Origin of the sequence: Pseudoduganella aquatica, assembly GCF_009857595.1 — a bacterium.
Lineage (GTDB): Bacteria > Pseudomonadota > Gammaproteobacteria > Burkholderiales > Burkholderiaceae_D > Rugamonas > Rugamonas aquatica_A.
On sequence record NZ_WWCU01000032.1, the window covers coordinates 43,439 to 55,265 of the forward strand.

The 11,827-nt window shown below is 64.4% G+C and carries 10 protein-coding genes and 1 tRNA gene; 7 read left to right on the forward strand and 4 right to left on the reverse strand.

Annotated features, from left to right (window positions below):
* The first annotated feature begins 1 nt into the window (after position 1).
* On the forward strand, positions 2-2,362 hold the full coding sequence (locus GTP77_RS22550; RefSeq protein ID WP_161074402.1) for a beta-galactosidase: 2,361 nt from the start codon (positions 2-4) through the stop codon (positions 2,360-2,362).
* Between the two features lie 8 nt (positions 2,363-2,370).
* On the forward strand, positions 2,371-3,642 hold the full coding sequence (locus GTP77_RS22555; protein ID WP_161074403.1) for a DUF2264 domain-containing protein: 1,272 nt from the start codon (positions 2,371-2,373) through the stop codon (positions 3,640-3,642).
* On the opposite strand, the gene GTP77_RS22560 is transcribed toward GTP77_RS22555, so the two are convergent.
* The 3 genes from GTP77_RS22560 to GTP77_RS22570 all read right to left on the reverse strand — a co-directional run bounded on the left by GTP77_RS22560 (position 3,639) and on the right by GTP77_RS22570 (position 6,833).
* Positions 3,639-4,700 carry a S46 family peptidase gene (locus GTP77_RS22560; protein WP_161074404.1) on the reverse strand — a complete coding sequence of 354 codons (1,062 nt, stop codon included), beginning with the start codon at positions 4,698-4,700 and terminating at the stop codon, positions 3,639-3,641. The two genes, GTP77_RS22555 and GTP77_RS22560, sit on opposite strands and share 4 nt — an antisense overlap.
* A 65-nt stretch (positions 4,701-4,765) precedes the next feature.
* Positions 4,766-6,070 carry a sugar MFS transporter gene (locus GTP77_RS22565; protein ID WP_228894307.1) on the reverse strand — a complete coding sequence of 435 codons (1,305 nt, stop codon included), beginning with the start codon at positions 6,068-6,070 and terminating at the stop codon, positions 4,766-4,768.
* A gap of 100 nt (positions 6,071-6,170) precedes the next feature.
* Positions 6,171-6,833: a glutathione S-transferase family protein gene (locus tag GTP77_RS22570; protein WP_161074405.1), complete on the reverse strand. Its 663-nt coding sequence runs from the start codon at positions 6,831-6,833 to the stop codon at positions 6,171-6,173.
* A gap of 160 nt (positions 6,834-6,993) precedes the next feature.
* On the opposite strand from GTP77_RS22570, the gene GTP77_RS22575 reads away from it, so the two are divergent.
* The 4 genes from GTP77_RS22575 (at position 6,994) to GTP77_RS22590 (ending at position 10,848) form a co-directional block, all read left to right on the forward strand.
* Positions 6,994-9,285 carry a dynamin family protein gene (locus GTP77_RS22575; protein ID WP_161074406.1) on the forward strand — a complete coding sequence of 764 codons (2,292 nt, stop codon included), beginning with the start codon at positions 6,994-6,996 and terminating at the stop codon, positions 9,283-9,285.
* Between the two features lie 64 nt (positions 9,286-9,349).
* Complete coding sequence (locus GTP77_RS22580; protein ID WP_161074407.1) at positions 9,350-9,796, forward strand: hypothetical protein; 447 nt, start codon at positions 9,350-9,352, stop codon at positions 9,794-9,796.
* Between the two features lie 191 nt (positions 9,797-9,987).
* Positions 9,988-10,371: a hypothetical protein gene (locus GTP77_RS22585; protein ID WP_161074408.1), complete on the forward strand. Its 384-nt coding sequence runs from the start codon at positions 9,988-9,990 to the stop codon at positions 10,369-10,371.
* Positions 10,372-10,608: 237 nt separating this feature from the next.
* A complete protein-coding gene (locus GTP77_RS22590) occupies positions 10,609-10,848 on the forward strand; it encodes a hypothetical protein (protein WP_161074409.1) in 240 nt (79 codons plus the stop codon).
* 130 nt (positions 10,849-10,978) lie between these two features.
* Here GTP77_RS22590 and GTP77_RS22595 read toward each other — a convergent pair.
* Positions 10,979-11,054, reverse strand: a tRNA-Arg gene (locus GTP77_RS22595).
* Positions 11,055-11,266: 212 nt separating this feature from the next.
* On the opposite strand from GTP77_RS22595, the gene GTP77_RS22600 reads away from it, so the two are divergent.
* Entirely contained in the window at positions 11,267-11,815 is a 549-nt protein-coding gene (locus GTP77_RS22600; protein WP_161074410.1) for a c-type cytochrome, read from the forward strand.
* Positions 11,816-11,827: the final 12 nt, after the last annotated feature.

The window sequence follows — 11,827 nt, forward strand, 5'->3', positions numbered from 1 at the left end:
CATGACACTACAGTTCTCTCGCCGCCGCCACCTGCAAGGGGCGGCGGTTGCAGCAGCCACCACGCTGCTGCCTTTTTCTTCCAGCGCCCAGGCCGCCGCGCGCTTCGCCATCGGCCAGGACGACTTCCTGCTCGACGGCAAACCGCTGCAGATCCGCTGCGGCGAAATGCACTTTGCCCGCGTGCCGCGCGAGTACTGGCGCCACCGCCTGCAAGCCATCAAGGCCATGGGCCTGAACACCGTGTGCGCCTACCTGTTCTGGAACTACCATGAATGGCGCGAGGGCAAGTACGACTGGAGCGGCCAGCGCGACGCGGCCGAATTCTGCCGTATGGCGCAGCAGGAAGGCCTGTGGGTGATACTGCGCCCCGGCCCCTACGCCTGCGCCGAATGGGAAATGGGCGGCCTGCCGTGGTGGCTGCTGAAACAGCCCGGCGACGCCTTCCTGCGCACCCGCAGCGACGCCTTTGTGCAGCCGGCGCGGCGCTGGCTGCGCGAGGTGGGCCGCGCGCTGGCGCCCATGCAGATCACGCAGGGCGGCCCCATCCTCATGGTGCAGGTGGAGAACGAATACGGATTCTTCGGCGAAGACCTGGACTACCTGCGCGTGATGCGCCAGGCGCTGCTGGACGCGCGCTTCGACGTGCCGCTGTTCCAGTGCAACCCCACCAACGCGGTGGCGAAGTCGCATATCCCCGAGCTGTTCTCGGTGGCCAATTTCGGCAGCGATCCGGCCACCGGTTTCAAGACGCTGGCCCAGGTGCAGCGCGGCCCGCTCATGTGCGGCGAATACTATTCCGGCTGGTTCGACACCTGGGGCGCGCCGCACCGGCGCGGCTCGGCCGACAAGGCCGTGGCCGACATCCAGGCCATGCTCAAGGCCAACGGCTCCTTCAGCCTCTACATGGCGCACGGCGGCACCACCTTCGGCCTGTGGGGCGGCTGCGACCGTCCCTTCCGCCCGGACACCAGCAGCTACGACTACGACGCGCCCATAGGCGAAGCCGGCTGGACCGGCGACAAGTTCACGGCCTACCGCGACGGCATCACGCCGCTGCTGCCGGCCGGCGAAACGCTGCCGGACGCGCCGGCGCGCATGCCCGTCATCACCATCCCCGCCTTCGCACTGCAGGAAAGCGCCGCCGTGATGGCCAACCTGCCCGCGCGCGCCATCAGCGACGTGTCGCCCAAGCCTATCGAGCAGTACGACATCAGCCGTGGCCTGGTGGCCTACCGCGCCACCCTGCCCGCAGGACCGGCCGGCGTGCTGGCGGCGGCCAAGGTGCGCGACCTGGCCTGGGTCTTCGTGGACGGCAAGCAGCTGGGCACCATGGACACGCGCCACCGCCGCTTCAAGGTGGCGCTGCCTGCGCGCGGCAAGCCGGTCACGGTCGACATCCTGCTGTACACGATAGCGCGCGTGAACTTCGGCGTGGAGATCCACGACCGCAAGGGCCTGCACGGTCCGGTCACGTTCACGCCGCAGGAGGGTGAAGCTCAGGCAGTGGAAAACTGGACCATCCGCGCCATCGACTTCGACGCGGACGGCGTGCTGCCGCCGCTGGCATGGAAGCGCAGCCGCGCGCAAGGCCCGGCCTTCTGGCGCGGCAGCTTCAGCGTGGACAAGACCGGCGACACCTTTCTCGACATGGCCGGCTGGGGCCAGGGCGTGGTGTGGATCAACGGCCGCTGCCTGGGCCGCTACTGGAGCATAGGGCCGACGCAGACCATGTATCTGCCCGGCCCGTGGATCAAGCGCGGCCGCAACGAAGTGGTGGTGCTGGACCTGACCGGCCCGCGCAGCGCGCGCATCGCCGGACTGGCCGTGCCGGTGCTGGACCAGCTGCGCCCCGAGCTGGACCTGGCCCGCCCGCCCAGCACCGCCAGGCTGCAGCTGGACGGCGCCGCGCCGGTGCATGCGGCCGAGTTCGCGCCCGGCTCCGCCACGCAGCAGGTGATGTTCGCCGCGCCCGCCAGCGGCCGCCAGTTCTGCCTGGAATCGCTGAGCGCCTTCGACGGCAAGAGCTACGCCGCCGTGGCCGAGATCGCCCTGCTGGACAAGGCGGGCAAGCCGCTCAACCAGTCGAGCTGGACCATCGCCTACGCCAGCAGCGAGGAGGCGCGCAAGGAGGACGGCTCGGCGCTCAACGCCATCAACGGCCAGAACACCGACTACTGGCACACGGCCTACACCGGCGCGGCGGCCAGCACGCCGCATCCGCACCGCATCGTGATCGACCTGGGCAAGACGGTGGAAGTGGCGGGCCTGCGCTATGTGCCGCGCCAGGGCACGGCCGAAGTCACCGGGCGCGTCAAGCAATACCGCATCTATATCGGCGACCAGCTCGTCACGGGCAACTAGGAGAAACCATGGAACGACGCAACTTCATGCGCACGCTGGCGGCCGGCTCGGCCGGCCTGATCGGCGCCAGCGGCAACGCAATCGCTGCCGGAGCCGCCGCCCCGGCCAGCGCAGCCGCCGGCGGCGACCGCGCCTACCTGCTGGGCCTGCTGCAAAAAATGTCGGACCCGGTGCTGAACGCCATGTCCCAGGGGCAGCTCCACAAAAAATTCGCGCTGGAACTGAGCCCCACCTGGGACGGCCGCGATCCCGCCGTGGCCTATCTGGAATGCTACGGCCGCCTTATCGCCGGCATTGCGCCCTGGCTGGCCCTGCCTGCCGACGCCACGCCGGAAGGCCGCTACCGCCAGCGCATGCAGCAGATGGCGCTGCAAAGCTATGTCCACTCGGTCGATCCGGCCAGCCCGGACTGCCTGCTGTGGAAAGGCCCCGGCCAGATCCTGGTGGACTCCGCCTACTACACCAACGCCCTGATGCGCGCGCCCAAGACGCTGTGGGAGCCGCTCGACAGCACCACCAAGCAGCGCATCATCGCCGCCATCAAGGGGCTGCGGCGCATCGAGCCGCCCTACATCAACTGGATGCTGTTCGCCGCCATGAACGAAGCCTGGCTGATGTCCATCGGCGAAGAATACGACCCCATGCGCATGAACGTGGCTATCCGCAAAATCAACGAATGGTATGTGGGCGACGGCTGGATCAAGGACGGCGAAGCCTTCCACTTCGACTACTACAATTCCTACGTGATGTACCCGATGCTGGTGGAAATCCTGGACGTGCTGGCCAAGTTCAAGGGGCCGTTCTGGAACGGCAAGCCGGATGAGCTGCAGGCCCAGGCCGTGAAGCGCATGCAGCGCTACAGCGAGCACCTGGAGCGCTTTATCGGCACCGACGGCAGCTATCCGCCCATAGGCCGCTCGCTGACCTACCGCACCGCCGCCTTCCAGCCGCTGGCCCTGCTGGCCTGGCGCAAGCAGTTGCCAACGTCGCTGCCCGAAGGCCAGGTGCGCGCCGCCCTGCACGCGGCGCACAAAGCGATCTGGACCGAGCCCAGCAACTTCACCAGGGACGGCTACCTGACCATAGGCTTCGTCGGCCACCAGCCGGAACTGGGCGACTGGTACTCCAACAACGGCAGCATGTACATCGCCTCCGCCACGCTGCTGCCGCTGGGCCTGCCGGAAAGCGATTCCTACTGGACCGCGCCGGCGCAGGACTGGACGCAGAAGAAAGCCTTTGCCGGCAAGAAATTCCCCAAGGACTACCACGTGAGCTACTAGTAGCTCTCCTTGTTGATCATGAAGTGCATGCGGAAGGCGATATCCAGTATGGTCCTGGCCGTCGCCGACGCTTCCTCCGCCGGCATGCGCAGCTGGCGCGCGTAGTGCTGCGCCAGCGCGCGCTCGGCCACGTCATATTGCGCCAGGATGGACGCGTAGAGCTTCTTGTTGGCCTTGTCCTGCTGCGACCATTCCAGCAGGTTGTCGTCCACCTCGGTGCGGGTGTTGTAAGGCGTTTCCGTGACCCACGGCCGCAGCACGGCGTTGGCCCAGGCCTGCTGCACGCTGGCGCGCACGCGCGCGGTGGGCTGCCAGGGGCCGTCGTCCTTGCCGCTGCCCAGCGTGCGGTCGAGCAGCGCCGCCAGCTTTTGCAGCGCCGGCGGCAGCAGCTGTTCCGCGCGCTTCACCTGTGGACGGAACTGGACTTCGCAAGCCAGCTTGGGTTGGCCCGAGGCGGTCAGATACACCTTCCAGTTGCCCGAGAAGCCGCCCGGCTCGGCGATATACATCATCCACAGGCCGCCGCTTTCGTTGCTGAAGATAAAGGGCGCGCGCCAGCCGTCGCTGAAGGGCGGCCCCAGCCTGGCGTTGCGCTCGTCCAGCGAAGCGCCGAAGTAGTCCTTCACGCTCATGGCCTGGTCCACCACGCGCACCCGGTGCATATCGCCGCGCCAGCCGAAGGGCACTTCCTCCACCACCAGCCGCTTGCCGTTGGCGGGCGCGGTCTGCCAGTAGATGCTGCGCGGCTTGTATTCGGGCAGGGGCACCTGGGTGAAGACTTCGGCGTCGAATTCGAGCACATCGCCGGCGGTCACGCTGGTGCTCTTGGGGGCCAGCACCAGGTCGCTGCTGAAATCGTCCGGGATCGCGTCCGGATGCGTCCACGGCAGCACGCTGCCGGACTGATGCGCCAGCTTGGCCAGCTGCAGGGCAGCCTGGCACTCGGCCACGTTTTTTCCATTTTCCAGCCGAGGCCATTCCTGGGCCGCGGCGCCGGCCGACGCCAGCGCCAAAGCCAGCGTGGCCGCCGTACCGTAATACAATTTATCCAGATTCATGGCATTCCATTTGATTCAGACATGCCCATCTTACAACGGAAGCGAATCCGGACCGTCCCCGCTGCCTACTGTTCCGCTTCCGGGAAGGCGTTGGTGGCGCGCGCGCCCCACAGCGCGTAGAACAGCACGTACAGTTCGCATGCCGCAGTCAGCAGGAAAGAGGTCTGCAGGCCGTAGATGTCGGCCAGCCAGCCCTGCACCACCACCAGCGCGCCGCCGGCGATGGCCATGATCAGCAGGCCCGCGCCTTCCTCGGTCAGCGGACCCAGGCCTTTGATGCCCAGCGTGAAGATGGTGGGGAACATAATGGAATGGAACAGGCCCACGGAAATCAACGCCCACATGGCGGTCGGGCCGGTGCTGAAGGTGGCCACCAGCATCACGATGCAGGCGCCCACGCTGGCGGCGGCCAGCACGTGTTCGGCGGAAATGGAACGCATCAGCACGCTGCCGATGAAGCGGCCCACCATCATGCCGCCCCACAGCAGGAACAGGTAGTGCGACGCCTGCTCATGGTTGACATTGCCGATGTCGGGCTGCGAGACGAAGTTGATGAACAGATTGGCCACGCCGATTTCGGCGATCAGGTAGATGAAGATGGCCGGCACGCCGAACACCAGGTTGCGGTGGCGCCACAGCGAGTGCGAGGCGCGCTCGGCCTTGGACACGCGGCTGGTGGCCGCGCCCATTTCCGGCAGCGGGAAGCGCGCGATGATGACGGCCAGCACCACCAGCACGCCCGCCACGATCAGGTAAGGCAGCTGCACCGCCTGTGCGTCCGCCAGGCGCTCGGCCTGGGTCAGCACCTGGTCCGCGCCCGCCGTACCGGCGTTGGAGCGGCCCAGGATCAGGTAGCCGCCGAACAGCGGCGCGAACATGGTGCCCAGCGAGTTGAAGGCCTGCACCAGGTTCAGGCGCGAGGACGCGGTCTGCGGCGTTCCCACCACGGCCACGTAGGGATTGGCCGCCACTTGCAGCAGCGTGATGCCGCAGGCGATGACGAACAGCGCCACCAGGGTGACGATGTAGGACGGCAGGCGCGCGGCCGGTATCATCATCAGCGCGCCCAGCGCCATGATGGACAGGCCCACCACCAGCGACTTCTTGTAGCCGACGCGCTCGATCAGGCGCGCGGCCGGGATGGAGGCGACAAAGTAGGCAATGAACCAGACCGACTCGATCAGCGTGGTCTGCGTGTAGTTCAGCTCGAACACGCTGCGCAGGTGCGGCAGCAGCGTGTTGTTGATGACGGTGATAAAGCCCCAGGTGAAGAACAGGCTGGCAAGCAGCGACATGGCCGACTTGTAGCTGGCGGTGGCGGGCGCTTGCCCGGTGGAATTGGTACTAACGGAAGCAATCGGCGCAGCCACGGAACGTCCCCTGGAATCTTATTTTGGAGCCGTCCATGCTAGAGGGTTCTGCTATTCAATACCAATAACTAAATTGCGAGGATCTATATCGATTTTGATATTAGTCGCGGTCCGGCGCACCCAGCGGAAACAGCGGCCGGAACACGCGCGCCTCGTCCACCGCGCGGGCCACGGAGGGCCGGGCCAGCAGGCGCGCGCGATAGGCGCGCAGCAGCGGGTACTGCTCGCCTATCCTGTGGGTCCAGTCCGCGTAGAACAGCGACGGGGCGGCCGCGCAGTCGGCCAGCGTGAACGCCTCGCCGGCGGCCCAGGTCTGTCCCGCCAGATGGCTTTCCAGCCAGGCATAGGCCAGTTCCAGCTTGCCGGTGGCAAAGGCCAGCGCCTCTTCCCGCTTGGCCGCCACGCCGGTCAGCGCGCCGCCCACCGCATGCTGCATGGGGCTCATGACGTGCAGGTCGAAGAAGCGGTCCAGGAAACGCACGTCCAGCGCGGCCATGGGCTCGGCGGGCAGCAGCAGCACGGGTCCGGCATGCGCCAGCTGCAGATACTCGATGATGATGCTGCTCTCCGCCACCTGGCGCTCGCCGTCCAGCAGCAGCGGGAACTTCTGCAAGGGCCAGCGCCGCAGCCACTCCGCCGCATGCTGCGGCGTATCCGGCCCCAGGGTGCGGAAGTCAAACGACAGGCCGTTTTCGTACAGGGCGATCAACACCTTCTGCGTGTAGGAGGAAAACGGATGGCCATAAAGTGCGAGCTCGCTCAAGATTCATCTCCTTGTTGTTGTACTTTTCCCATGGCTAGAGTACCACCGCTGGGGGCGATCGGCACGCCCCGCAAACATTTCAGACATTTTTGACTAACATGTTGCGCACTCAGACAAATCAGTCTAAGATTCAGTCATCGATGCCTAGCGAGGAACTGGAATGAACACTGAAACCCTGGAAGAGCAGCTCAAGGCCTTCCTCATTGCCAAACGCGACGAAGCAGGCTTGTCGCAAAGCGACGTCGCAGCCCGGTCGGAAGTGTTCGGCATGGGACGCCTGCTGGACCAGCGCGCCGTGTCGCGCATCGAGCAGGCGCCCCTGTCCTCGGACGCGCTCAAAATCGCAGCCTACATGACGGCGGTGGGATGCACGCCCACCGACTACTTCAACGAATTGTCCCGATTAACCATTCAAGAAGAAACGGACCCGAACATGGCCACCCCCCAACACAGCGGCATCCACGAAAAACTGGCCCAGGCGCATGCCAGGCTCGAGCAGGCGCAAGCCATCATCGCCGCTGCGAAGGACACGTATATCAGCTCCCTGCAGCTGGGCGAGACCTTCGAGCGCAGCCACGCACTGCTCAACGGCCTGCAGCGCAAACCCGTGATCGGCTGCTTCGGCCACTTCGACGCCGGCAAGTCCACCCTGCTGAACACGCTCATCAGCGAATCGGTGCTGCCCACCAAGTACCAGCCCGCCACCTCGGTCATCAACCTGCTGATGCATACGTCGGACCGCCCCGCCGCCCTGGTCGGCAACGTGGCCGTCTTCAGCAAGGGCTTTATGCCGCACATGATCCACGACGCGGCCCTGGTTGAGCAGCACCTGATCGAGCAAGGCGACGGCGAGCTGCTGCGCCGCTACGGCATGCACCAGCAAGACAACGAACAGGCGCAGCAGGCTTACGTGGCGGTGGTGTTCTCGGCGGCGGATATCCTGAACCAGGTTTGGCTGCTCGACACGCCGGGCCAGCTGGGCGACGGCGACGACTCCGACACCGACAAGGCGCTGGCCGGCGTGGAGCTGACCGACGGCATCGTGTTCATGTCCAACCACACCGGCTTCCTCAAGGACAGCGACCTCGGCTTTGCCGCCAACGTTATCCGCGCACGCCCGCCGGCCAAAGGAAGCGACAGCCTGGAGCACCTGCTGTTCGTGCAGTCGCACTGCCATGGCGAGATTCCCGCAGCCGACGTCGACGGCGTTGGCCTGAGCGCCTTCCGCCGCGTGAAGCGCCAGCTGGACAATATGATCTTCGGCGCGTGGATGGAAGAACGGCACATCGATACGCTGCCAAGCGCGGAGCAGCTTGCCTCACGCGTCCAGCCCTTCTGGCGCGAGAACGACCTGTACCGCAGCGCCACCTTGCGCCGCGTCCGCGACATGGCCACGAAGCTGACCGCCAGCTACGACGCGATTGTCGACCAGCGCATAGCCCAGACCATGGAGCAGATGGTGGCGGCGCTGCAAACGGCCGTCGATCAGCTGGCCTTCCGCAAGGAGGACACGATCAAGCGCGTGAAGGAGGTAGAAGAACAGGAGGCCCGATTTCGCGGCGAGGCTGGCGAGCTTGTAGCCAAGTTCCAGGCGCTGATCGCCTCGTGCCCGCAGCGCAAGAAACAAGACCTGGAAAGCATAGGCGACTACTACCGCGTGCAGGCCTCCGCCGAGAGCATCGAAAAGCTGATCCACGACACCTACACGGACAAGAAGGAAGCCCAGGGCGAAGTGGTGAACTACCTGTCCCAGCTGTTTACCGCCAAGCTGGAAAGCGTGCTCAAGGCCAGCGGCCGTTCGATTTCCGCCGAGGTCGACAACCTGCTGCAGCGCTGGCAAACGGCCGCGCCGGCAATGGCGGCGGGGACCGCGTCCGCGCCGGGCGCCAAGCTGGAGATGGACCTGTCCGCGTTCAACTCGCGCGCCGCCTTCGTTGGCGGCATGGCGGGCCTGGGCAGCCTGGGCGCCATGTCGCTCTACGTGGGGACCATCGCCAGCAATCTGGGCGCCTATCTCATGGTCGGCAAGGCCGCCGGCGTGATGGCCTCGCTCGGCATGGTCGGCAGCGTCACCTCGGTCACGTCTTTCGTTGCCGCGATTGGCGGTCCCATCACGATAGGCATCGCGATCGCGGCCGCCATCGGCTATATGTTCTACCGCCTGCTCGGCGGCTCCTGGCAGAAAAGCCTGGCCGGCAAAGTGGCCGACGGGCTGCGCGAGAACAAGCTGCTGAGCCGCCTCGAACAGCCTGTCGATGCGTTCTGGGCCAGCACTGAGCAAGCCATGGGCGCAGGCCTGAACGAGCTGATCCAGCAGACCGACGCGCATATCGACGGCCTCAAGCGCGACGCCGCGATGGCCTACGACCCGGCCCAGCTCGACCAGTCCGTGCACACCGTCACGGCAGCGCTCGCGTCCATGCGCGCCGGCGAGTCCAGCCGGGCGGCGTGATATGGCCCGGTCCCTGTTAGCGCACGTGGCGACAGCCTACGGCGTCAAGCAACTCTACGATGCCTTGACGGAACCGGAGCAGCCGTCCCCGCCCCGGCCTGCGCTCAGCCGGGCAAAGGACGAACGGCGCCGTGTGCGCAAGAAAGCCATCAAGGACAGCTTCCTTGCGCTGTGCACGCGGGTCGGAACGGGGATAGGCCAGGCGCGGCTGGCAAGCGGCCTGGGGCCGGTGACGCTGGACACCGAAACCCCGGGCGTCATCAAAGCAGACTTCGAAGGCTACGACCAGGCGCTGGCCGTCCTCAACGATGCCCGTCAGTGCCTCGACGGCGGCCGCTTCAACATCGAGCCTGGCCTGCGCCTGGAGCTCAACGTTCCCACGTGGGAAGACTGGCGCTGCACGCTGCTCGGCAAATCGGAAACCGACTACGGCGGCATGGCCGGCATCACGTCCAGCAACACTTACGACAGGGAACAAGACCCTTTCCTGGCGGCCCTGCGGAAGGTATAGCGGCGCGTGCCTGAAACTGCACGCCTGTGTTTGGATGCATTATCCTTGCCAACGGCAGGCTATGGTTCCAGCTTCATACGTTTCCTAAACCGCCCAAGGCGCAGCGCTCCATTCTACCGGCTAGGAGTCCGATATGAATCGCGCAAGACTATTTGTAAAACTGGCTGTTACGCTCGATTTTAGGATACGGAATGGAACAACGACCCACAATTTTCGCTTCGCGCACTATTCATGCAAGGACGAGGACACCAAGTGGCTTCGGTGAATGGCATACCTCTACCATCAAGGTTGGGGTGGTTGAATTATGCGAGCATTCTGACCCTTACTTTAGATACTGCGCCATATTAAACTTGGATAACCAGTTTGGCGATATGCCAATTTTTGGCCATGACCAGATAAGTACATTGATATCGGTAATGTCTCGTATTTCTACTTACTGTGATGCGCTTGCTGAACTGGGCGAAGTCAAACTCGAATCCGGGAAAATGTACGATCCAGAGCTGCACGGAATAGCAGGCCAATGTAAAAGGCTTGCTAGCTTGGCGGCATCTGGTCCACTGTTAAAGACCTCATGAATGCTGCTAAACCGTAGTCACTTGCAAACGGATGAGAAACAGTAGACCACGGGTACGCGCAAAGATTTGACGGTAGTAATGACGGCATGCGCTCCGCCTGAAAGCGGCAAAGTGAGTGCCCATGCGGCACCCAACACAACCCGCATGTCTTATGGCAGTGCGGGTTTTTTGTTGCATTTTTTTAGGGCAACGATGTAGGATTGCATTCTGATAAATTGTTATCAAAAAGGAGTGCAAATGAAGCAACAACCATTACTGTCCGCGCTGATACTCGCCACCTGCTCCGCCCTGTGCGGCTGCGCCACCGATGCCGACATCGCGGGCAAACCTGCCTACCAGGAAGAATATGCGCAGACTGGCAGCCGCCTCCCGCGACGCGACGCGACAGTGAAAGTGACCAGTAAGGAACGCCTCGAGCACGATATGCAGACCATCACCAGCGGCAGCGCAGCCAGCCCGGAAGCGTCTACCCGCTAAGCCTAGTGGTCCGCCGGCCATGCCGGCCTGCTGGTCGGCTTGGGCATCGCCGCCATGCCCTACGCTGGCATCCTTACAACGCCCCCGTGATGGATCGAATCACAAAATCATTGATTTATATAGAAAAAACTGGTGCGGCTGGCGGGGATCGAACCCACAACCCTTGGCTTCGGAGGCCAATACTCTATCCATTGAGCTACAGCCGCGTAGGAGGGAACTTCGGAGGTGACAGAAGGATACCGGGTTTCGTCTTGTGCGTCCATGAAAAGTGTCGCTTTTGCACCGTTCTGCATCCACAGGCAATCTTTTGAGACTATAATCGCCCGTTTGGCGAGCAATTGCGCTTCTACACCTGCATGCAAAACCGATAACGTAACGCCGACGCAAGTTTCGACATTTGTTTGTTATTAAGGAAATCATGAGCGACGCACACAACCACGAATCCGCCATCAGAACGCCAAAACAGCTCGCAGCAGCAGTGATCGGCTTCTTCCTCATCACTGTGCTCGGCATCGCCTTGCTGGTGCAATTCGTTACCGCAACTAAACTAACCGGCGCCGGGACGGAAAGCCAGTCGGCCGAAGCCATCGGCAAGCGACTGCAGCCTGTGGCCGACGTGGGCTTTACGCTGAAGGATGCGAACGCGCCTAAGGTGCTGCAGACCGGCGAAGCCATCTACTCCTCGACTTGCGCGGCTTGCCATGGCGCCGGCGTGGCCGGTGCGCCTAAAGTGGGCGACAACGCAGCCTGGGGCGCCCGCCTGGCCCAGGGCCAGGATACGGTGGTGAAGCATGCGCTGGAAGGCCTGCGCGCCATGCCTGCAAAAGGCGGCAACCCGGATCTGGATGACGTGGAAGTGGCGCGCGCCGTGGTGTTTATGGCGAATAAGTCGGGCGGCAAGCTGAAGGAGCCTGAAGTGCCGGCGGCTCCGGCTGCGGCGGCTCCTGCCGCTGCGCCCAAGGGCTGACAGGCGGCGGGT

Coding starts and splice junctions, on each gene's coding strand:
- GTP77_RS22550 (WP_161074402.1), top strand. CDS start 2: ATGACACTACAGTTCTCTCGCCGCCGCCACCTGCAAGGGGCGGCGGTT.
- GTP77_RS22555 (WP_161074403.1), top strand. CDS start 2,371: ATGGAACGACGCAACTTCATGCGCACGCTGGCGGCCGGCTCGGCCGGC.
- GTP77_RS22560 (WP_161074404.1), bottom strand. CDS start 4,700: ATGAATCTGGATAAATTGTATTACGGTACGGCGGCCACGCTGGCTTTG.
- GTP77_RS22575 (WP_161074406.1), top strand. CDS start 6,994: ATGAACACTGAAACCCTGGAAGAGCAGCTCAAGGCCTTCCTCATTGCC.
- GTP77_RS22585 (WP_161074408.1), top strand. CDS start 9,988: ATGGAACAACGACCCACAATTTTCGCTTCGCGCACTATTCATGCAAGG.
- GTP77_RS22590 (WP_161074409.1), top strand. CDS start 10,609: ATGAAGCAACAACCATTACTGTCCGCGCTGATACTCGCCACCTGCTCC.
- GTP77_RS22600 (WP_161074410.1), top strand. CDS start 11,267: ATGAGCGACGCACACAACCACGAATCCGCCATCAGAACGCCAAAACAG.